This window comes from Vibrio sp. ECSMB14106 (assembly GCF_000972265.1).
Classification (GTDB): Bacteria; Pseudomonadota; Gammaproteobacteria; order Enterobacterales; family Vibrionaceae; genus Vibrio; species Vibrio kanaloae.
Genome location: NZ_LAUM01000024.1, coordinates 1 through 22,083 on the forward strand (window position 1 = coordinate 1; position 22,083 = coordinate 22,083).

Consider the following 22,083-nt stretch of genomic DNA (forward strand, 5'->3'; position numbering starts at 1 on the left):
GTACCAACGTTTACGTGCGGTTTCGTACGTTCAAATTTTTCTTTAGACACAATCGTGTTCCTTCCTAGTTATGATTCGCCACGTTCATTATTGACCGAGACGCGCCAGAAATTGCTATTTTATGCGCCAACTCTCGTTAGCGCAATATTTGGACGCATTGTTCTTTTAAAAAATAAAGAAAAATGCCTTCCTTTTGTTTAACCACGTTCTGCAATGATTGCTTTTGCAACATTGTTAGGCACTTCAGCGTACTCACTAAACTTCATAGAGTAAGAAGCACGCCCTTGTGTCGCAGAACGTAAATCAGTTGCGTAACCGAACATGACAGACAACGGAACTTGTGCACGAATTATCTTCAGGCCAGCTGTCCCCTCGTCCATACCTTCGATGATGCCGCGACGACGGTTAATATCGCCAACAACGTCACCCATCCAGTCTTCTGGAGTAGTTACTTCAACTTTCATCATAGGCTCAAGCAGAACTGGTTGCGCTTCAAGTGCACCCGTCCTGAAAGCCATAGAGGCAGCGATTGTAAACGCCATCTCACTTGAATCAACTTCATGGTAAGAACCATCATACAGTGTAGCTTTGATATCCAAAACTGGATAGCCAGCAAGCACACCATTGTTCATCTGCTCTTCAACGCCTCTAGCAACTGAAGCGATAAACTCTTTAGGTACAATACCGTTGGCAATTTCATCTACGAAGACAAAGCCTTCGCCAGTTTCTGATGGCTCCAGTTTCAGCCATACGTGACCGTACTGACCCTTACCACCATGCTCACGGATAAATTTACCTTCTGCTTTCGCTGTACCGCGAATTGTTTCACGATAAGCTACTTGTGGATTACCAACGTTGCAGTTCACGTTAAATTCACGCTTCATACGGTCAACGATGATATCTAAGTGTAGTTCACCCATACCAGAAATCAGTGTCTGGCCTGTTTCCGCATCCATATCAACACGGAACGATGGGTCTTCTGCTGCTAGTTTACCTAGAGCAATGGTCATTTTATCTTGATCAGCTTGCGAGCTTGGCTCTACAACGATCTGAATAACTGGGTCTGGAAACTCCATGCGTTCAAGAATAATCTTATGATTCTGGTCACACAGAGTTTCACCGGTGGTTACATCTTTTAAACCAATAATGGCTGCAATGTCACCTGCTCGTACTTCTTTTACTTCTTCACGTTTATTTGAATGCATTTGAACAATGCGACCTAAACGTTCACGTTGCTTTTTCACAGAGTTGTAAGCAGTTTTGCCGCTTTCTACAATACCAGAGTAAACACGGATGAAAGTTAGAGTACCAACGAATGGGTCGGTTGCGATTTTAAAGGCTAGCGCAGAGAACGGTTCTTTATCGTCCGCGTGACGCTCTACTTCATTCTCGTCTTCATCAATACCTTGAATCGCAGGTACATCAATTGGTGAAGGGAGAAAATCAACAACGGCATCTAGAACAGCTTGTACACCTTTGTTTTTGAATGCACTACCACAAGTTGCTAGTACTATTTCATTATTAAGGGTACGAGTGCGAAGACCTTGTTTGATTTCAGCTTCTGTTAGTTCACCTTCTTCAAGGTACTGATCCATCAACTCTTCACTTGCTTCTGCAGCGGCTTCAACAAGTTCTGTACGATATTCTTCAGCCATTTCTTGCATGTCTGCTGGAATATCTTCGTAAGTGAAGGTCATGCCTTGATCAGCATCGTTCCAATTGATTGCCTTCATCTTGATAAGGTCAACAACACCTTGGAAGTTTTCTTCAGTGCCAATGTTCAATTGGATAGGAACAGGAGTTGCGCCTAAGCGGTCCTTGATCTGTTCAACGACACGCAAGAAATCTGCGCCTGTACGGTCCATTTTGTTAACGAAAACCAGACGTGGAACTTGGTACTTATCGGCTTGACGCCATACTGTCTCTGACTGAGGTTCAACGCCAGATGAGCCACAGAACACAACGACAGCACCATCAAGTACACGCAAAGAACGTTCTACTTCAATAGTAAAGTCAACGTGTCCAGGGGTGTCGATGATGTTGATACGGTGATCTGAGAACTGAGCTTCCATACCACGCCAAAACGTAGTGGTCGCTGCTGAAGTGATCGTTATACCGCGCTCTTGCTCTTGCTCCATCCAGTCCATGGTTGCTGCACCATCGTGAACTTCGCCGATTTTGTGAGAAAGACCGGTATAGAACAGAATACGTTCACTTGTGGTTGTTTTACCTGCATCTACGTGAGCAACAATACCAATATTACGGTATCGCTCAATAGGAGTTTTACGAGCCACGGTTGAATCCTCTTAACTTAGAGACTTAGGGACTATTGCTATACCCAGGAAGCTAAAAAGTACCAGCCCTAGAAATAGCAATAGTTCCTAGCATATGCATAGGAACTAAAGAAGTGCTGCAAGGAACCTTGCAGCACAAAAAAGGTATTACCAGCGGTAATGTGCGAACGCTTTGTTTGCGTCAGCCATGCGGTGAACGTCTTCACGTTTCTTAACCGCAGTACCTTTGTTCTCAGACGCGTCTAGCATTTCAGCAGCTAGGCGTTGAGCCATAGATTTTTCACCACGCTTACGCGCAGCTTCAACTACCCAACGCATAGCAAGAGCGTTACGGCGAACCGGACGAACTTCTACAGGTACTTGGTAAGTTGAACCACCTACACGGCGAGATTTAACCTCTACCGCTGGGCGAACATTTTCAAGAGCTTCTTCAAATACAGCTAAGTGGTCTTTACCAGACTTCTCAGCCATTGAATCTAGTGCAGTGTAAACGATTTTCTCTGCAGTAGATTTCTTTCCGTCAACCATAAGGATGTTAACGAATTTTGCCAGCAATTCAGATTTGAACTTAGGATCTGGAAGGATCTTACGCTGACCTATTACGCGACGACGTGGCATGGATATTCTCCGTTGTCTTCTTCAGGTTTTTTCCAAAACTTTTCAGAATAATAAATAAAATAGTGTTTGGCCTTACTTAACGCTTTCTTTTAAAAAAGAAAATGCATTAAGACTTAGGACGTTTCACACCGTACTTAGAACGACCTTGTTTACGGTCGTTAACGCCAGCACAGTCAAGCGCGCCGCGAACAGTGTGGTAACGAACACCCGGAAGGTCTTTTACACGACCGCCACGGATTAGTACAACACTGTGCTCTTGAAGGTTGTGACCTTCACCACCGATGTACGAAGTTACTTCGAAACCGTTGGTTAGACGTACACGACATACTTTACGTAGTGCCGAGTTAGGTTTTTTAGGTGTAGTAGTGTAAACACGAGTACATACACCACGTTTTTGTGGGCACGCTTCTAGTGCAGGCACGTTGCTTTTAACAACTTGCTTTACACGAGGTTTGCGAACCAACTGGTTAATAGTTGCCATTAACTAGCTCCTGAAATTTACTTGAAAGTAAGCTTTGTGAAAAATCTATCCCTAATCACAAGTCGTAATTAGGGACGCAAAATTCTATTCAGCAGTGGGAGGTGTGTCAAGAAATATACAGATCTTTTTTAGCCGTCCAGAGCTCAGGATGGTTTAATTTTAACCAAACTGATAAAACACGGCTACCAAGTGACTGATTTGTCGTTCAAAACCGTCAGTTTAACGAACCCGTCAAAGTCCACTTGATCAAGTGCACCAGAGACAAGGGGCTGTAAACCTCGGCTATCGAGATCCGGTTTTAACACCGACACCTGATCAACTGCGCAGATTTGAGTGAATAACTCATGATTGGGAAGGCAAACATACACCGCATCTTCCACTAAAAGGAAGTTATCCTGTGGTTGAGAGTAGGTCAATGCGAGTTTAAGTTTGTCGACTGATTTTACGATATGAAGCATAGCGTTCCCTAGAAAGTCAGTATCTGCTGGCATTGAGTTAGCTTCTGCGTTAACTCATCCGCTTCAACCGCGGTTACATCAATCAACAGGTTATCTGTCGAAAGACCAAACTGACACAGGCTACGCTGACACACATACACCTGTTCGATGTCGTACAGGTCCATAAGCTTAAATGCTGAGATGTAGTCGCGTGATAGGACTTCGTCGGGTTGCTGAGTTCTAAGGAGTTGTGTCACGCCATCGCCAACAAAGAACACGGAGATGTCTTCACTGTAAGCGGAAGCGGCAAGTAATGCGTCTAACCCTTCTCTACCGGCAGCAGTACTATGAGGAAAACTATTAAATACAAAGGCTAACTTTCTCAAAACTGTACGACCCTATCTTGCGTGAGCAGCGCTTCCGATAAACTCCCTAATCCGGCCTGAGTGAATCCAGGCGCTAGATTAGAAACACCAAGTTGATGTTGCGTTGCTTCTTCTGGGCTAATCACTCCGCGCCTTAACGCAGCAGCCACACAGGTCTCTAGGCTAACATCGTGCTCATCAGCCAGCTTTTGCCAAGCTGAAGCTAAGTCAAATTCATCGTTAGCCGGTACGGTAAGAGCTGAGCCGTTACTGACGCCATCTTGATAGAAAAACACACTGTGAAGTTTGTGCCCCTGCTTAATCAGAGCCACGGCAAACTGATAAGCACTTCTTGCGGATTGTGAGCCGTAAACGGGCCCATTAACTAGGAGTGTGTAGCTTAACAACCCTCTTCATCCTCTGTTTTACGTTGACGGATATACAAATATACGGTGTGCTTCGAGATATTCAAGCGTTCAGCAACACGGTTAATCGCATCTTTGATATCGAAAATACCTTTGTCGTAAAGCTCCATCACAATCTGACGATTCTTAGTATTGTTCGATACTGACTTGTCTGCATTGATTTCTTCAATCGTTCGCTCAACCGTTTGGTCAACGAGTTCTTCAACATCACTTGCGAAGTTAACTGATGACGCTGCTTCGTCAGCGTCTTGCGTTGGCATGAAAGATTGCAGCACTTGTGAGAATGGCGCATCTAAATTGACGTTGATACACAATAACCCTATCACTCGGTCTTCACCATTACGGATAGCAACCGTGATCGACTTCATTAATACTCCACCTTTAGCGCGAGTGAAGTATGAGCGTGAAAAGTTACGCTTAGAACCTTCAATATCTTTCAGCATCTTTAATGCAAGATCGGTGATCGGAGAGCCAACCTGACGACCAGTATTCTCACCGTTGGCAATTTTAATTGCAGAAGTATTGAGGTCCTCTAGTGAGTGCAAAACGATTTCACAAAACGGACCAATAAGGCTCGCAATACCATCAACAACGGCCTCATAAGATCTTAAAATAATTTTATCGTGTTCACTGAATGGCATAACGTGGACTGATTCCATTTCAAGTAACACATCTGCATTGATTGTTTCTGTAGTAGTCACTTATTCCTTACCTTCGTGTGAAAAATCAACAAATTTATGTAAGTTTATCAGAAAATTTTAATTGCACACCTAGCTAACATTGCAACTAGTGATTTAGAACAAGTTTAAAAATAAAATACTCAATTTAAAATCAAAAAAAAAGCCTAACTTTAAGTTAGGCTTTTTATTCTACCAACGTATTTTAGAACGAAGTTTCGCTTTGATATTACTGAGCAGCAGCCGCTTCAGTATCATCAATTTTTAGTAATTCGACTTCGAACACTAGCGTTGAGTTAGCAGGGATAGTCGGTGTATCTTGCTCACCGTATGCTAGCTCTGGCGGGATAACGAACTTGTACTTAGAGCCAACTTTCATCAGTTGCACGCCTTCAGTCCAACCAGGAATTACACGGTTAAGTGGGAATGTTGCTGGTTCACCACGCTCGTAAGAGCTATCGAACTGAGTACCATCTGTTAACGTACCTTTGTAGTGAACTTGAACTGTGTCCGTGTCTTTTGGAGAAGCACCTTCACCGGCCGTCATTACTTGGTAAAGTAAGCCTGATTCAGTTTGCTCTACGCCTTCTGTCTTTGCGAACTCAGCGCGGAAGTCATCACCCACTTTCTTAGTTTCTGCCGATTTTTCTGCCGCTTGTGCTTGCATAGTTTCAGCAACACGCTTGTCTAGAGCTTCAAGAGCCGCACGAGTCTCTTCTTCGTTCAGTGCCGTTTTCTCTGCGAATACGTCTTCGATACCTTGAAGAACCATGTCTTTGTCTAGGTTAATGCCTAGCTCGCTTGGCTTATCAATGCTTGTGCTTAGGTAGTTAGCGAAAGATACACCGATTGCGTATGCCGCTTTGTCGTCTTCTGTTTTAAAGTTTACTGCTTCTACTTTAACTTCTTCTACTTGAGGAGCTTCTGCCTTTGGTTCTTCTTTCTGACAACCAACTGCTAGCATAACCGTTGCGGCAAGCAGTGATACTTTTAAAACTGATTTCATTGAATTCTCCAATTAATGGCCAAGCCATTGGTTATTGTGCACAAATCTAATGATTAGATTGGTGTGAATACGTTAGTTATAACAATATACTAGTCATATGTCTTTCGACAAAAACCGGATTATTAGACGTGATGCGAATATTTTTTCATTCATTGCTATGTACAATTGTCATCACCTTGTTAAATGGCTGTTTTTTCTTCCAAGATGATGATCAACGTTGGGAAATTGAACCCAATGGTGCCACCAGCTTTGCTCTCAGCAGAGATGGACGCTTCGCCCTGCTCTACTCTCAGAAAAAACACTTACTGCTCTGGGACTTAGAGCAAAACAAAGAGCTTGCTCAACTCGGTCCGCAAGACCAATCAGAAAACCAAGTATCCCGTATCCGAATCTCGGACAATGGTCGCTTTGCCATTACCGCAAGCCAAATGAATTTCGCCGTATGGGACTTATCTTGGACTCAAGCTCAAGGGCTTTGGTCTATTTCCGATGGCTTGATTCGCGATGTCGATATATCTAGCAACGGTGAAAAAGTATTGCTTGGCCTGTCTAATGGTAAAGCGATCTATGTGGATTTAGTCACCGGACGCCGTCTGGAGTTCCTCGCTCACCGAGAAAAAGTGAATTCGGTGTCCCTTTCGGCCAATGGTCGCTACGCACTTACTGGCGGGAATGACTACAAGGCTTACCTTTGGGATACCGAGTCTGGCTTGGTATTGCGTACCTTTGAGCATGAACAAAGAGTAGTACGAGTTGCGCTACAGCGCGATGGTGAACTGGCTTTTACTTCTGACGGAGGTAATCAGGCTATGATTTGGGATCTTGAAACTGGTGAGTATCAAGCGCAACTACAGAGTTGGTCTCGACAATTGATATTTTCAAGTGCACGTTTCTCTGATGACGGCCGCATGTTGGTAACAGGTACACCATCAAGCCAGGTGAGCGTGTGGAACACTCTGGATGGCAAAAGAATTTCTCGTCACGATGCTGAGCCATTAAAAGATGCTCGCCCTCCCCGTGCGGTAGTGTATGATGCGACCTTTGATGATAAAAACCGTGTGATATCGGGCACCTCAGCGGGCATCGCCCAAGCTTGGAATGTGGATTAAGAACGATGACAGAAAAGCGAGTTGAAAAACTGGAAAGCCGCGTGAATGACCTAGAGTGTCAGCTAGCTTTTCAAGAACAGACCATTGAAGAACTCAATGAAGCGCTTAGCCAACAACAGATGTTGATCACAAGAATGCAAGACCAAATGAAGTTCGTGGTTGGCAAAGTGAAAAACATGGATGGCTCAAACTTAGCAGACGCATCAGAAGAGACGCCACCTCCACACTATTAAGTGCGGTTCAAAATAACCAATTGATTCTAGCGACGCATATCGTTAGTTTCTCGCCCTCAATGTGTAAACACATTTCAGGACGGGACATAGAAAACTAAAAGGGCGACAGATGCTTATCTGTCGCCCTTTTGTATATTTCATCTGACTGAATAAACTTAAGCCAATTAAGCCGATAGAAACTTAATCATCGGCATAAATCTTCACTTCAACACGACCTTGAGTATCAACGCTTGCGCGATACATTCCTGAGCTGTTCATACCAAAATGAATATCACCTTGACCATCGATAGCGATCAAGCCGCCTTCTCCGCCCATGGTTTTCAATTCACCTTGAATGATCGTTTCGCAAGCGGTGTGCACATCTTCTTTCAGATAACGCATTCGTGCTGCCACATCACTGGCGACCATTTTACGTAGAAAGAACTCGCCCATACCTGTTGTTGAAACGGCCACGTTGCCATTTTCAGCAATAGTGCCTGCGCCTATAATTGGAGAGTCCCCCACACGACCGTATTTCTTATTAGTCACGCCGCCAGTACTTGTCGCTGCCGCTAAGTTACCCGCTTGGTCTAACGCTACAGCCCCTACAGTTCCATGCTTTTTATCGTCTGGATACTGGTCTTGTTGTTCTTCATACTGAGCTTCAGAGAGAGCAAAAATACCTTTCTCTTTCATCGATTGCAGCTGATCGTAGCGACGTTCAGTAAAAAAGTAGTCTTGCTCGGTAAACATATACTCGTGTTCAAAGGCAAACTTCTCAGCACCTTCGCCAATCAGTAGTACGTGGTCGCTTTTAAGCATCACATCACGCGCGAGCTCAACTGGGTTTTTGATATGACGCACCCCAGCTATCGCACCGGCACCCATTTCACGCCCATGCATCACTGAGGCATCCATCTCAACAAATTCATCATGAGTCAGAACCGAACCTTTACCAGCATTAAAGTGTGGGCTGTCTTCCATCACTTTAACCGATACAACCACTGCATCGAGAGCATCACCTCCCGATTGCAGAACTTGATAACCAGCCAAAACAGACTTCTCCAAGGCTTCGATAATACCTGTTTTTAATTCATCGCTCATTTGCTCTCGCAAGATGGTACCTGCACCACCATGAATGGCAATTGAAAAAGGCTGTGACATGCAAATTCTCCACTGACGTATTCTTATGTTGTGCTATCAATACCACATTCATGATTCTATGTCTGATAGAGAAAACCAAACTTTTTGCGGATGCTTAGATTTACGGATACTTAGTTCGGTAGATTAAAAGCCAGGTCAAAAAACTCGGCGCCAATACGAAAAAAGCCTCCACAAGGGAGGCTTTCAAGATTCTTAATCTACACCGTTAATTCGGTATTAGTGAGAACCACAGCTACCGCCGCCGCAGCAGCCGTCTTTTTTCTCTTCACCGTGGTCGTGGTCTTCGCCACCGCAGCAACCGCCTTCGTGGTCATGATCGTGGTCGTGACCACAGCCACCTTCTTGGTGCACATGACCGTGTTGAACTTCTTCTTCAGTCGCTTCACGAACCGCTACAACTTCAACATCAAACGTTAGTGTTTGACCTGCTAGCATATGGTTACCGTCAACAACAACTTCGTCGCCATCTACTTCAGTAATTTCTACTGGGATCGGACCTTGGTCTGTATCTGCTAGGAAACGCATACCTACTTCGATTTCTTCAACACCTTGAAACACATCAGAAGGCACTCGTTGAACTAATGCGTCGTTGTGCTCACCGTAAGCCTCTTCTGGAGTAACAGTTACAGAGAATTTGTCGCCAGCAACTTTGCCTTCAAGCTCTTTTTCAAGACCTGTAATTAGGTTGTTGTGACCGTGAAGGTAATCTAGTGGAGCCTCTGCAGTTGATTGATCAACTACTACGCCATCTTCAAGTTTCACTTGATATGCAACACTAACTACTACGTTCTTTTCAATTTTCATGAGAGCTCCAAGGAGGTTTGGACTAGGCTCGAACAGTGAACCTAGGAATAAATTTTGTACTCCGGATATTATGGGGATGAATTAATGAAACTCAATCATTCTGGTTTAAAAATGCCGATCATTTCTTGATTCGCGTGTTCAGATTTCTCTACAGTTTTCGGTTTACGCTGTTCAGTGAAGTCGCAGTCGACACATTCCACCAGCTCGATATTATTCTCGACCCACCAACGCAGTGTGTCTTGAGTGTTGCAGCTTGGGCAGCTCGCCCCTGCGATAAAGCGTTTTTTCTGTTTCACGTTCATGTCCTTTACTACTTTGGATTCGCTGTTCTTCTATGCTCCACGATGTAAAACTAATAGAGACCGCGTTTATTATTAGGCTGTATTTTTCTTATTACAAAATCATTGACTCTCAGCTCTGGATTATTGCCAATAGTTTCGAGACTGGTGATCATTTTCCATCTCGTGTCCAAAAATCTCTTCGAGCTCTTTACGAGCCTCTTTGGCTCTTTGAGCTAGCTCTGCATCTTCACTATGCTGAGAAAGTAACTCCTTCAGCATACCATTATCCAATTTCCTAAAGTGTGCTTCTGCTCGCTTCGCTTTATAAGGATGCATGCCGAGTTCGGTCAACGTTTGACGACCTAAATCGAGGGCTCCAAGGAAGGTTTCTCGCGAGTAGTTACTCACACCGTGGTTAAGCAATTGATAGGCCTCAACACGGCTTCGAGCACGCGCTAAGATTTTTAAGCGTGGGAAGTGCTGCTTACACAAGTCGACGGTTTTCATGATTTCGTCTGGAGAGTCAGTACACAACACAATAGCTTCGGCTTTGTCTGCCCCCGCAGCTCTTAACAACTCTAAGTGTGTTGAATCGCCGTAAAATACTTTGTAGCCGAACTTTCTAAGGATATGTATTTGGCTGGCATCACTCTCAAGGACTGTGATACGAATCTTGTTGGCATACATTAAGCGGCCAATGATTTGACCAAAACGACCAAAGCCAGCAATGATCACGCGAGGGCTGCGATCCACCACATCTGAAGGCATCGTACTTTCACTGATTTGATTAAGTTGACGAGCGAAAAATTTATCTTGCAGCTTTAACATCAATGGAGTTGTCACCATAGACAAGCTGACAACAACCAATAAGAACGACACTTGTTCGTTACTTAAGAGGCCTTGTGCGCTCGCCGCAGTAAAAATGACAAAGGCAAACTCACCACCTTGGCTAAGAATCATTGCCATTCGGCTACGCGCTTTAGCTTGAGTACCAAAGATACGAGCCAGCACATACAACACCACGCCCTTTAAGACGACCAAAGCAGACACAGCACTAAGTATGACGAATGGGCTTTCCGCTAACAAACCTAAGTTTACCGCCATCCCAACAGAGATAAAGAACAGACCAAGCAGCAGCCCTTTGAAGGGGTCAATCGCAATCTCAAGCTCGTGTCGATATTCACTTTCAGCCAAAAGTACGCCCGCGAGGAAAGTACCTAATGCCATCGACAAGCCAATTTGCTGCATTATGACCGCGATACCAATCACGAGTAATAACGCCGCAATCGTAAACACCTCACGCACACCACTCATGACGATGTACCGAAACAGTGGTCTCAGTAAGAAGTGACCACCAACAAACAAACCGATCACACCACCCAGCATCCACAACATATCAGCCCAACTGCCACCGACATTACCAGCAAGCAGGGGTAACATCGCCAACATTGGAATGACCGCGATATCTTGAAAAAGTAACACCGCAAAGCCTGACTGCCCGGCCTCTTTGCCACCGAGCTCTCGCTCCTCAATAACACGCAAAGCTATCGCAGTTGAAGATAGTGCCAAGCCCATACCTATCACGAGACTCGTTTGCCAACTTAAACCAAACAAACGCACGATAGCGGTAATGATCAAAGTGGTGATCAACACTTGCGCGCCACCCAACCCAAGAATAGGCGCTCTCATTTGCCACAATTTTTTGGGGTTTAGCTCTAAACCAATCAGAAAGAGCAATAATACGACCCCAAGTTCGGAGAAATGCAGAATTGCCTCGACGTCACTGATCAGCCCGAGCCCCCATGGCCCAATCGCCACACCGGCTAACAAATACCCCAACACCGAACCCAAACCAGCTCGCTGTGCAATAGGAACCGCAACGACAGCCGCCGCTAAAAAGATAACGCTACTTTGCAGAAAATCATTAGTCAGGGCCATCATTCGCTCCTGTATCTTGTAGCGGATCTTGCAACCAGTTTCGATAGGCTTCAGCGTGTTGATAACGCGCCATATCCGAAACATTTCGTGCCCAATGTAAAACGAAAGGTGACATCCAGTTCATCTGACACAAAGCAGCGGTTAACTCAAACGGTTGTAAAATCTCTTGCAATGGATATTTATTATAGCCTGCAGCGCCAAATGCCTCTTCTTTACCGCCAGTTGTGATAACACTTCTCCAGTACCTACCTTTAAGCGCACACTGCTCACCAAACGCAAAACCTTTCCCTAACACGCGATCAAACCACTCCTTCAAGAGCGAAGGGCATGAATACATAAATAAAGGGTGTTGAAACACAATCACGTCGTACTCAAGGAGCAATTTACGCTCATAAGGGACATCGATAAAAAAGTCTGGATAGATGGCATAGAGATCATGAACTTTAACATGCCCTAGCGACTCTACCTTTTTAATCATCATTTGATTAGCAATAGAGGTGTGCGGCTCCGGGTGTGCGTAAATTATTAACACCTTTGGCACGGGGTGGTCTGTCGAGGGAGTATTACTCATTCCTTTGAAACATTCCTTTGAGGGCTAAACAGTGGCGAGGCCACAAGAATTTAAAACAAAAGTTATTAATATGTTATTGGCATAATAACGCAAATTGCATTGTGATCGACTTTTATCTGGTTTCAGCCTACTATGCAGGCGTCTGTTCACCTCTAATTTCTATGCTACTTCTATGATTACTTTCTCTGATATTCAATTGCTACGCGGCGGTAAGCCACTACTCGACCAAGCATCTGCGACTCTTCACCCTGGCGACAAGATCGGTTTGGTTGGTAAAAACGGCTGTGGTAAATCCACGCTTTTCGCCTTAATTAAGGATGAATTATCTATTGATGCAGGTTCATTCAGTAAACCCGCTCACTGGGAAATGGCTTGGGTTGCACAAGAAACCCCAGCATTAGAAAGAAAAGCTATTGAGTATGTGATTGATGGTGACAGAGAATATCGTGGCCTTGAAGAGCAATTAGCCAAAGCAGAACAGGCCGACAACGGTACACTAGTAGCAGAAATACACGGAAAAATTGAAACCATTGGTGGTTACACCATCAATTCACGAGCCGCTGAATTACTTGATGGCCTTGGTTTTCGCCAAGAACAAATGACATGGAATCTGACCCAATTTTCGGGTGGTTGGCGTATGCGCTTGAACTTAGCGCAAGCTCTTCTATGTCGTAGTGACTTACTGCTACTCGATGAGCCTACCAACCACTTAGACTTAGACGCTGTGATGTGGTTAGAACGCTGGCTACAAAGCTACCCTGGTACACTGGTTCTTATCTCGCACGATAGAGACTTCTTAGATCCTATCGTCAACCGCATCGTGCATGTTGAAAACCAGCAGCTTAACGAATACACAGGAAACTACTCGTCGTTTGAGACTCAACGTGCTCAGAAACTGATCCTGCAACAAGCAATGTTCCAGAAGCAGCAGAAGCAAATGTCTCACATGCAGAGCTACATTGATCGTTTCCGTTACAAAGCCTCAAAAGCTCGTCAAGCACAAAGCCGCATTAAAGCACTTGAGAAAATGGAACAAGTGCTACCCGCTCAATTTGATAACCCATTCAGCTTTGAATTTAGAGAGCCGGACGCGCTGCCTAACCCAATCATGATGATGGATGAGGTATCGGCGGGCTACGACGACAACCTAATTCTAGAAAAGATTCGCCTTAACCTCGTTCCAGGTAGCCGTATCGGCCTGCTGGGTCGAAATGGTGCGGGTAAATCGACACTGATCAAACTGCTTTCAGGCGAACTAAAACAGCAAGGTGGTGAACTGAACTATTCGCAAGGCGTTAAGTTGGGTTACTTCGCTCAACATCAATTGGAAACGCTGCATCCAGAAGAGACACCACTGCAGCACATGATGCAGATTGCGCCTAAGCACACCGAGCAACAATTGCGAGATTACCTAGGCAGCTTTGGCTTCCAAGGTGAAAAAGCGCTCGATAAAGTGGCTCCATTTTCTGGTGGTGAAAAAGCACGATTGGTATTGGCTCTACTGGTATGGCAAAAGCCAAATCTCTTGTTACTCGATGAGCCAACCAACCACCTTGACCTCGATATGCGTCAAGCGCTGACCTTCGCGCTACAAACGTTTGAAGGCGCGATGGTTATCGTATCGCACGACCGTTACTTACTGCGTGCAACCACCGATGACTTGTACCTAGTACATGACCGTCAGGTTGCGCCGTTTGACGGTGATCTTGACGATTACTATAAATGGCTGACTGAACAGCAAAAAATTGAACGTAAAGAAGCGCAAGCGTTAGCTCCGGCTAAAGACAGCGCGAACAGCGCAGCATCAAAGAAAGAACAAAAACGTAAAGAAGCAGAGTTCAGAAAACTGACCGCGCCTATTCGCAAACAATTGACTCAATTTGAAAAGAAAATGGATAAGTTGACGCTTGATCTTGCAGAAGCTGAACAGCAATTATCTGATACTTCACTTTATGAAGCTGAAAATAAGGCTAAACTGAATAAAGTACTCGCACTGCAAGCGAGCAGTAAATCACAGCTAGAAGAAGTTGAAATGGATTGGATGTCCACTCAAGAAGAACTTGAGCAAATGGAACAGGAAATGGATAGCTTATGAGCCCAGAGCACGCCACGACATCACTAACACTGGAACGACTATGGCAATTTAGCCTTCAGTATTACAGTGTGCGCGGTGTAAAGGATGCGTGCTTAGCTTTGCAAAACCAGTTCCACGGCAACGTCAATCTTCTGCTGCTTCTCAAATGGCTTGATGAGCAGCAATTATCTTTTGCCGAAGAAGAGTGGCATAAAGTACAACAGTGTTTAAGCCGCTCTGAAACTCTTCTTCACAACTATCGTGAGCTACGTAAGCACCTCAAACCTCAGGTTGTCGACTCTCTCTACCGCGAAGCTCTCCAATTTGAGCTACAGCTAGAAAAACAGCAGCAATCCGACCTCGTTGACTGCATTAACTCCCTTAAACTTTTTGCCAGCCAACAATCGTCACTTACCTTTCAATACTGTCGTTTATTAGGGGCAGAAAACCTCTACGACGCTTTTTCTGAACCAGCACCTCAACCCTAACGCGTTTCCTTTCTCTTATCTTCAATCAAGATCCAAGCTTACCTTGGTAGTATCGCTCTTCGTTTTCACACGGGAGTGGCCCGCATGACTGGCAATATGTTTGAAGCTCAATCTCGAAAATATTCAACTAGTTACCTACACCCAGTTTTTGTAGCCCGTATCAGTGAAACTCTTGCGCTTATACCGAGAATCAACCAAGCTCAAATAAAAACGTGGGCGTTTCGCTAAAGGCTCAACACTTTATCAAAGCCTATAAAAGAAGCATGGACTGTTTTTATGACAATATTTACCGCAGCCGCTGGTTTATCTAATCCGCACTTACAAACCTTAGTGCCACGATTTATTAGAAAGCAGGCATTGTTTGCCCCTCAATGGCAAACCTTAGAAACACCCGACGGTGACTTTCTCGATCTTGCTTGGAGCGAATCGCCAGAGGGTGACACCCCAAGTAATGAGGCTCGAAGTAACAAGCCGATATTCGTTCTATTCCATGGCTTAGAGGGAAGCTTTGAAAGCCCTTATGCCAACGGACTGATGAATGCCTTTGCTAAAGATGGTTGGCTATCAGTGATGATGCACTTTAGAGGTTGTAGCGGAAAACCAAATCGCTTGGCTCGCGCATATCACTCAGGTGAAGTCGAAGACGCTCGCTTCTTCCTTAAACACCTTGATAGACAGTTTCCAAATAACCCAAAGGTTGCGGTTGGGATTTCCTTAGGCGGAAACATGCTAGCGAACTATTTGGTTGAATACGCAGATGACCCATTGCTGTCGGCGGCAACGATAGTTTCTGCACCTTTTGATCTTGCCTGTTGTTCAAGCCGCATTGAACGAGGTTTCTCCAAGATCTATAAGAAGTACCTGCTCAATTCACTCAAATCCAATGCGTTGAAAAAGGGTAATCTGCTACAAGATCAACTCGGGATCACCGCTAAAGCGATCAAGAAAATTAATAAACTATACGAGTTTGATGAACGGATTACTGCGCCCTTACACGGATTCAAAAACGCTCAAGACTATTATGCACAGTGCTCCGCTCTTCCTAAGCTCAATCAGATAAAACTACCGACTCAGATCATCCATGCCAAAGACGATCCGTTTATGACAGACGACGTGATTCCAAAGTTCGTGTTGCCTGACAACATCGACTATCGCCTATTTCAAAAAGGCGGCCATGTGGGCTTTATTACTGGCAGTACGCTCAAACCTAGATTTTGGTTGGAAGAAGCATTACCCGCCTACTATGAAAGTCTCCAAGATTCGGCATAATGCCCGGACGTTATAAAAATAAGCTTAGCCTTGGTAAAAAGGGGGGAGTGGTAATGTCACTAGACACACTCATCAACGTACCAATGAACATACTCATGAACATAAAAGAGAGAAGTATTTATGATCATCCCATGGCAAGACATCGCGCCAGAGACACTGGAAAACCTCATCAAAGAGTTCGTACTGCGTGAAGGTACAGACTACGGCGACGTAGAGGTTTCATTACAGAACAAGATTGACCAAGTGAAACATCAATTAGCCTCGGGAGAGGTCAGCATCGTGTTTTCTGAGCTACATGAAACCGTTGATATCCAAGTCATAAAACGCTTCTAGGCTGCGCTTAGAAAGGAGCCGTGTTATAGTAAAAGTCGATTGCTAACAAGTATGTTACTCAAACGACAAGGATTGTCATGTCCGCTAAACATCCAATTATTGCGGTGACGGGTTCATCTGGAGCCGGCACCACCACTACCTCAGAAGCCTTCCGCAAAATGTTCAATATGATGGACGTGAAGGCCGCTTGGGTTGAAGGGGATAGTTTCCATCGCTTTACTCGACCAGAAATGGATGTCGAAATCCGCAAGGCACGCGCGCAAGGTAAGCACATCAGCTACTTTGGTCCACAGGCTAACGATTTTGGCGCATTAGAAGAATTCTTCCATCAGTATGGTAATGAAGGCACCGGTAAAGTACGGAGTTATCTGCACACCTTCGATGAAGCCGTGCCTTACAATCAAATGCCAGGTACCTTTACGCCATGGCAAGAGATCCCTGAAAATTCAAATGTGATGTTCTACGAAGGCCTACACGGCGGTGTAGTAGACGGAGACATCAACGTCTCTAAACATGTCGACCTGCTAATCGGTATGGTGCCAATCGTGAACCTTGAATGGATACAAAAATTCGTTCGTGACACACGCGATCGCGGGCACTCGCGTGAAGCAGTAATGGACTCAATTGTTCGTTCAATGGATGATTATCTTAACTACATTACTCCTCAATTTTCACGTACTCATATCAATTTTCAACGAGTTCCAACCGTAGATACATCCAACCCACTCAACGCCAAAGGGATCCCTAGTTTAGACGAGAGCTTCGTAGTTATACGTTTGCGTGGCATCAAAAACGTCGATTTCCCATACCTTTTGGCAATGATTGATGGCTCATTTATGTCTCGCCACAACACGCTTGTCGTGCCAGGAGGAAAAATGAGTTTTGCTATGGAGCTCATTGTAAGACCAATCCTGCAACAGCTCATCGAAACCGGAAAAATAGGTTAACGGTACAGCATTCTTATTGATTACTTTTCATACCGTGATCATGTGCACAATTTTGCGTAAAAAATCGTAGCTTGGTCACGATTAAAATCAAGAAATAGTACCTGAAAAAGGATACTATTCTTAAACGAAACACAAGATAGCTTGCAGCACTCAACTAGTGCTCTTATCCTAACGAGTCAATCCAGGCTTAGCTAAAATACGGAAAGCAGCAAGCATACCCTGCAGAGGAAGTAAGATATTATGGTTCTAGGTAAACCCCAAACCGATCCAACATTAGAGTGGTTCCTTTCACACTGTCATATTCATAAGTACCCTTCAAAAAGTACTTTGATTCATGCTGGTGAAAAGGCAGAAACCTTGTACTACATTGTGAAAGGTTCTGTGGCAGTTCTTATCAAAGACGAAGAAGGTAAGGAAATGATTCTTTCTTACCTAAACCAAGGCGACTTCATCGGTGAGCTTGGCTTATTCGAAGAAGACCAAGAGCGTACTGCGTGGGTTCGAGCAAAATCTCCTTGTGAAGTTGCTGAGATTTCTTTCAAGAAATTCCGCCAACTTATCCAAGTGAACCCAGACATCCTGATGCGTCTTTCAGCGCAAATGGCAAACCGCCTACAAGTAACTAGCCAAAAAGTTGGTGACTTAGCGTTCCTTGACGTAACCGGTCGTATCGCTCAAACGCTACTAAACCTAGCGAAACAACCCGATGCAATGACTCACCCTGACGGCATGCAAATCAAGATCACTCGTCAAGAAATTGGCCAGATCGTTGGTTGTTCTCGTGAGACAGTAGGTCGTATCTTGAAGATGCTAGAAGAGCAGAACCTAATTTCTGCACACGGTAAAACTATCGTGGTATACGGCACTCGTTAATCTCGATTAGCTGAGCCAAAAATTTGAAAGCCACCAAATGCAAATTTGGTGGCTTTTTTGTTTTTTGAAGATGCGAGAGCATTACGAAATAGAGCTTCGTCCGTTAACCGTTGGTGCTTTCAAAAATCTTGTCAGCCGATGCTGCGACAAACCCGGTATAAAGCTCACCATTAGCCATCGCATAGCGCTTAGCAAACTCATAGAAGCCACCAGGAATCATCTCATTGCCTTCAACAAATGAAACTGGGACTTTATCTGCCATTGTTGATGATTGTTCTAATAAGACCTCTGGAGAGCCTTTAACCTCACCTCCAGACGCATTGATAGTGAATCCCGACTCATTCAGATAGTCATTCACGGCCTGCACTTCATCGAAGTTATTAAGTTGGTTCACACTCACCGTAAAGTGATTTGCACCGTAACCATGAGCCGCTAACCAAGACGCGTATTCACTCTCTTTTGCTAGCACTTGGAAATCTGCGAAGCTCAAACCCCAAAGACGACCACCAAACAAGAATTCATGACCTTGAAGCTGATTTGCATCAACTTGCTCAACCAACTTAGCAACGATCTGTTGCAACTCACTTGAGCACTCTTCTACCTTCAATTCACTAATGAACACTTTCGGCTGTTTTGGATCTGGATGCTCGTAATGCTTAGCAACTAGCTTCTTGCTCTCAAACAGGTAATCGCCACACGCTTTATAACCTAACTCAAGGAAAGGCTTAGCCAGCGTTTCAATTCCCAGCGGAGCTACATTGAAAGTACGCAGTGCAATATGATCATTAATCAGCGCTTCGTCTTCTTTTAGCAACTGGTGTACTTTCTCAGCCGATGGGCACAGCCTGTGAATGTAATCATCCCATAGTGATTTAAATAGTAGATCGGGCGTCATGGTGACTCCTTGTCAGAGATTCTAGCAAGCTAGTAATTTGGATTAGAAAGGGAGAGGCTGAGACACAAAGTCAGCAGCCATCAGCCTGTGACATACTTGTTCTATTATTATCTACCGCCCAATCTAGGTGTCAGGCGTGATGGAAAAGGAAGCGATAACACCACTTCCCTATTTCCAGTTTAACGAATGAGCTTAGTACTCATTAGCCTAAATTACAGCTCAAGACCCGGGCTAAATGTCGCGGGCAATTGAGTTTCGTCACCTTCCATTGAAGCCATAGGATAAGCACAGTAGTCAGCCGCATAGTAAGCACTAGGGCGTAAGTTACCTGAAGCACCCGGACCACCAAATGGTGCATCACCACTGGCGCCTGTTAGCTGACGGTTACGGTTCACAATACCCGCTCGAATATGGTCAACGAAGTATTCCCATTCAGAATCATCTGTTGATACTAAACCAGCAGATAAACCAAAGCGTGTGTCGTTAGCTAACTCAACCGCTTGCTCTAGTGACTGGTAGCGAATTACTTGTAGCAATGGACCGAAGTACTCTTCATCCGGCAGTTCAGCAATGTGGGTAGCATCGATAATACCCGGAGAAACAAACGCCGCTTGACCCGCTTTTGCTTCTACTAGGCTGACACCACCTAGCGATTGCAGATTAGCTTGCGCGTCTAAAATAAACTTAGCTGCTGCTTCAGAGATCTGTGGGCCCATGAATGGTGCTGGTTCAGCGAATGGCTGATCGACACGAATCTTCAAGGTCGCAGCAACGAGCTTATCCAGCAGTTGATCGCCCTTCTCGCCAACAGGAACATATAGACGACGAGCACACGTACAACGTTGACCTGCACTGATGAACGCCGATTGGATAATGGTATAAACCGTCGCATCAACATCACCAAATTGGTCACTGATCACCATAGGGTTATTGCCGCCCATTTCTAGCGCCAGCATCTTGCCCGGTTGACCTGCAAATTGACGATGCAGGATATGACCAGTATTCGCGCTACCTGTGAATAGCACGCCATCAAGACCTTTAGCATCCGCCAGTGCGATGCCAGTCTCTTTAGCGCCTTGCACTAGGTTAATTACGCCAGCAGGGAGACCCGCTTCTTGCCATAGCTTCATTGCGAACTCACCTGTCCAAGGTGTCTGCTCTGAAGGTTTGAACACGACGGTATTTCCCGATAGCAGTGCAGGAACAATATGACCGTTAGGTAGGTGTCCTGGGAAGTTATAAGGACCAAATACCGCCATCACGCCCAGTGGACGATGACGCAGAACGATTTGGTTGCCTGCTGCTTCACGTGAAGCTTCACCGGTACGTTCGTGGTATGCACGGATAGAGATCGCAATTTTGCCTGCCATCGCGCCCGCTTCCGTGCGAGTTTCCCAAATCGGTTTACCCGTCTCTTTTGCGATAATTTGTGCGATTTCTTCGCTGTTCTCTTTCACTTTCTCAGCAAAGTTCAACACGATCGCTTCACGCTCAGAAAAGCTCAGCTTTTTCCAAACCAAGAAGGCTTCACGAGCCGCCGCTACTGCGGATTCAACCTGTGCCGGTGTTGCACTATCACCCTGCCACACTACTTCATTGTTGTATGGGCTTACTGATGTCATGGCATCACCTTGACCAACCACCCATTGTCCTGCTATCCACTGAGTCATACTTCTATCCTTAAAAATCTTCGACAGATAATCACCGCTCTTATTGAGCCAACATGCGAACGAATTCGCCTTCTTTTACTTCAAGAGCGTTTGCTACTTCAGATGATAAAATCACTGTGTCTCTTTCTTGGTCATACGCGCCTTTCGCAGCGACCGCGCGGAAGTTTTCAAACGAGGTATTACCAATTAGAAAATCTTTCGAGCTAGAGTGATCGGCAATTTTTACTTGAGCACGAATCGCATGACGCACTGATTCGATATTTTTTAAATCACATTCAACCGTTGGACCTGCATCAAAGATGTCAACATAGCCACGGTTAGTAAAACCTTCACGTTCAAGTAGCTTAAGTGCCGGACGAGTATTATCGTGCACTTGGCCAATCACAGACTGGGCCTCTTTACTCAATAAGTTTACGTAGATTGGTAACTTTGGCATTAGGTCAGCAATGAAGCCTTTCTTACCAATACCGGTTAGGTAATCTGCAAGTGTAAAATCAATAGAGAAGAAGTGCTCTTGCAGCCACTGCCAGAAAGGTGAATTGCCTTCAGCATCCGATACACCACGCATTTCAGCAAAAATCGTTTTCGAGAAACGCTCCGGGTGTTCAGCCATGATCAAGAAACGACACTTAGACATCAAACGGCCATTCAATCCACCACGGAAATCAGGTCGCAAGAATAGTGTGCAGATCTCACTGCATCCGGTGTAGTTATTACCGAAAGTCAGCAGCTTCACGACATTGTTAACGCCAAGCTTTTGTGATGAGTGAACCACTTTACTGATGTGGTAAGAATAAAACGGTACATCCCAGCCAATCGAAGCTTCGATCCCTGTAGTACCTGCGACTTCTCCAGTTTCGGTATCAAAGCCAACCATTAGGTAGCCTTCGTCACCGGGCTCAGTCACATCTTGTTTGGCAAAGCTGTATTCAGAGTGAGTAATTCGGTTGGTTAACAGTTCTTCATTAACCGGAAGAGACGTAAATCCATGTCCTGACTCAACGGCGCAGGTATGCAGCGAATCGTAGTCAGATAATTTAATTGGGCGAACAACTAGCATCAATATTCCCTCCAGATGCAAAACAGGCCCAAAACCAGAAGCTTGGGCCTTCAGCGAAACGTCATAGGATCGCTCTAATGACGATGATTCCT

Annotated in this window: 25 protein-coding genes; 9 read left to right on the plus strand and 16 right to left on the minus strand. The window is 44.9% G+C overall.

What is annotated here, in order from left to right:
* The coding region (locus WR49_RS21640; protein ID WP_231574717.1) for a hypothetical protein at positions 1–201 on the plus strand (201 nt) is incomplete at its 5' end.
* On the opposite strand, the gene fusA is transcribed toward WR49_RS21640, so the two are convergent.
* The 8 genes from fusA to fkpA all read right to left on the minus strand — a co-directional run bounded on the left by fusA (position 198) and on the right by fkpA (position 6,303).
* Positions 198–2,294, minus strand: a complete 2,097-nt coding sequence (fusA, locus tag WR49_RS15630) for an elongation factor G (RefSeq protein ID WP_046224633.1) — start codon at positions 2,292–2,294, stop codon at positions 198–200. The genes WR49_RS21640 and fusA overlap by 4 nt on opposite strands.
* Positions 2,295–2,441: 147 nt before the next feature.
* Positions 2,442–2,912: a 30S ribosomal protein S7 gene (rpsG, locus tag WR49_RS15635; RefSeq protein WP_010435163.1), complete on the minus strand. Its 471-nt coding sequence runs from the start codon at positions 2,910–2,912 to the stop codon at positions 2,442–2,444.
* A 106-nt stretch (positions 2,913–3,018) separates the two neighbouring features.
* On the minus strand, positions 3,019–3,393 hold the full coding sequence (gene rpsL, locus WR49_RS15640; RefSeq protein ID WP_004737194.1) for a 30S ribosomal protein S12: 375 nt from the start codon (positions 3,391–3,393) through the stop codon (positions 3,019–3,021).
* Between the two features lie 182 nt (positions 3,394–3,575).
* Positions 3,576–3,851: a sulfurtransferase complex subunit TusB gene (gene tusB / locus WR49_RS15645; RefSeq protein ID WP_046224634.1), complete on the minus strand. Its 276-nt coding sequence runs from the start codon at positions 3,849–3,851 to the stop codon at positions 3,576–3,578.
* A gap of 8 nt (positions 3,852–3,859) precedes the next feature.
* A complete protein-coding gene (gene tusC / locus WR49_RS15650) occupies positions 3,860–4,216 on the minus strand; it encodes a sulfurtransferase complex subunit TusC (protein WP_046224635.1) in 357 nt (118 codons plus the stop codon).
* Positions 4,213–4,602, minus strand: coding sequence for a sulfurtransferase complex subunit TusD (gene tusD, locus WR49_RS15655; protein ID WP_046224636.1), 390 nt, complete (start codon positions 4,600–4,602; stop codon positions 4,213–4,215). Before tusD ends, tusC begins: the two co-directional genes overlap by 4 nt.
* Entirely contained in the window at positions 4,596–5,321 is a 726-nt protein-coding gene (locus WR49_RS15660) for a helix-turn-helix transcriptional regulator (RefSeq protein WP_017055804.1), read from the minus strand. Before WR49_RS15660 ends, tusD begins: the two co-directional genes overlap by 7 nt.
* A 205-nt stretch (positions 5,322–5,526) precedes the next feature.
* Positions 5,527–6,303: an FKBP-type peptidyl-prolyl cis-trans isomerase gene (gene fkpA / locus WR49_RS15665; protein WP_046224637.1), complete on the minus strand. Its 777-nt coding sequence runs from the start codon at positions 6,301–6,303 to the stop codon at positions 5,527–5,529.
* Positions 6,304–6,434: 131 nt separating this feature from the next.
* On the opposite strand from fkpA, the gene WR49_RS15670 reads away from it, so the two are divergent.
* Complete coding sequence (locus tag WR49_RS15670; RefSeq protein ID WP_046224638.1) at positions 6,435–7,412, plus strand: WD40 repeat domain-containing protein; 978 nt, start codon at positions 6,435–6,437, stop codon at positions 7,410–7,412.
* Positions 7,413–7,417: 5 nt separating this feature from the next.
* On the plus strand, positions 7,418–7,645 hold the full coding sequence (locus WR49_RS15675) for a SlyX family protein (RefSeq protein WP_017055807.1): 228 nt from the start codon (positions 7,418–7,420) through the stop codon (positions 7,643–7,645).
* Between the two features lie 180 nt (positions 7,646–7,825).
* Here the strand turns inward: WR49_RS15675 and WR49_RS15680 are convergent, their stop codons facing one another.
* The 5 genes from WR49_RS15680 to kefG all read right to left on the minus strand — a co-directional run bounded on the left by WR49_RS15680 (position 7,826) and on the right by kefG (position 12,382).
* Positions 7,826–8,788 carry an isoaspartyl peptidase/L-asparaginase family protein gene (locus WR49_RS15680; protein ID WP_046224639.1) on the minus strand — a complete coding sequence of 321 codons (963 nt, stop codon included), beginning with the start codon at positions 8,786–8,788 and terminating at the stop codon, positions 7,826–7,828.
* A gap of 216 nt (positions 8,789–9,004) precedes the next feature.
* Complete coding sequence (slyD, locus tag WR49_RS15685) at positions 9,005–9,592, minus strand: peptidylprolyl isomerase (protein WP_046224640.1); 588 nt, start codon at positions 9,590–9,592, stop codon at positions 9,005–9,007.
* Positions 9,593–9,687: 95 nt separating this feature from the next.
* Positions 9,688–9,888 (minus strand): YheV family putative zinc ribbon protein, encoded by a 201-nt coding sequence (locus WR49_RS15690; protein WP_017632113.1) that lies wholly within the window; start codon positions 9,886–9,888, stop codon positions 9,688–9,690.
* 126 nt (positions 9,889–10,014) lie between these two features.
* A complete protein-coding gene (kefB, locus tag WR49_RS15695; RefSeq protein ID WP_017055811.1) occupies positions 10,015–11,811 on the minus strand; it encodes a glutathione-regulated potassium-efflux system protein KefB in 1,797 nt (598 codons plus the stop codon).
* Complete coding sequence (kefG, locus tag WR49_RS15700; RefSeq protein WP_029626910.1) at positions 11,798–12,382, minus strand: glutathione-regulated potassium-efflux system ancillary protein KefG; 585 nt, start codon at positions 12,380–12,382, stop codon at positions 11,798–11,800. The genes kefB and kefG overlap by 14 nt, the downstream gene beginning before the upstream one ends.
* Before the next feature lie 172 nt (positions 12,383–12,554).
* On the opposite strand from kefG, the gene WR49_RS15705 reads away from it, so the two are divergent.
* From WR49_RS15705 to crp, 6 genes are all read left to right on the plus strand, one after another.
* Entirely contained in the window at positions 12,555–14,477 is a 1,923-nt protein-coding gene (locus tag WR49_RS15705; protein ID WP_046224641.1) for an ABC transporter ATP-binding protein, read from the plus strand.
* Positions 14,474–14,944, plus strand: a complete 471-nt coding sequence (locus WR49_RS15710; RefSeq protein WP_017055814.1) for a TIGR02444 family protein — start codon at positions 14,474–14,476, stop codon at positions 14,942–14,944. Before WR49_RS15705 ends, WR49_RS15710 begins: the two co-directional genes overlap by 4 nt.
* 276 nt (positions 14,945–15,220) lie before the next feature.
* Complete coding sequence (locus WR49_RS15715) at positions 15,221–16,213, plus strand: hydrolase (RefSeq protein ID WP_046224642.1); 993 nt, start codon at positions 15,221–15,223, stop codon at positions 16,211–16,213.
* A gap of 120 nt (positions 16,214–16,333) precedes the next feature.
* A complete protein-coding gene (locus WR49_RS15720) occupies positions 16,334–16,546 on the plus strand; it encodes a YheU family protein (RefSeq protein ID WP_017055816.1) in 213 nt (70 codons plus the stop codon).
* Positions 16,547–16,623: 77 nt separating this feature from the next.
* Complete coding sequence (locus WR49_RS15725; RefSeq protein WP_017055817.1) at positions 16,624–17,493, plus strand: phosphoribulokinase; 870 nt, start codon at positions 16,624–16,626, stop codon at positions 17,491–17,493.
* A gap of 240 nt (positions 17,494–17,733) precedes the next feature.
* Positions 17,734–18,366 carry a cAMP-activated global transcriptional regulator CRP gene (gene crp / locus WR49_RS15730; protein WP_004729651.1) on the plus strand — a complete coding sequence of 211 codons (633 nt, stop codon included), beginning with the start codon at positions 17,734–17,736 and terminating at the stop codon, positions 18,364–18,366.
* A 103-nt stretch (positions 18,367–18,469) separates the two neighbouring features.
* Here crp and WR49_RS15735 read toward each other — a convergent pair whose 3' ends face one another.
* From WR49_RS15735 to astA, 3 genes are all read right to left on the minus strand, one after another.
* Positions 18,470–19,261: a DUF1338 domain-containing protein gene (locus WR49_RS15735; RefSeq protein ID WP_017055819.1), complete on the minus strand. Its 792-nt coding sequence runs from the start codon at positions 19,259–19,261 to the stop codon at positions 18,470–18,472.
* A 212-nt stretch (positions 19,262–19,473) separates the two neighbouring features.
* A complete protein-coding gene (gene astD / locus WR49_RS15740) occupies positions 19,474–20,931 on the minus strand; it encodes a succinylglutamate-semialdehyde dehydrogenase (protein WP_046224643.1) in 1,458 nt (485 codons plus the stop codon).
* Positions 20,932–20,971: 40 nt separating this feature from the next.
* Complete coding sequence (astA, locus tag WR49_RS15745) at positions 20,972–21,991, minus strand: arginine N-succinyltransferase (RefSeq protein ID WP_046224644.1); 1,020 nt, start codon at positions 21,989–21,991, stop codon at positions 20,972–20,974.
* Between the last annotated feature and the right edge of the window lie 92 nt (positions 21,992–22,083).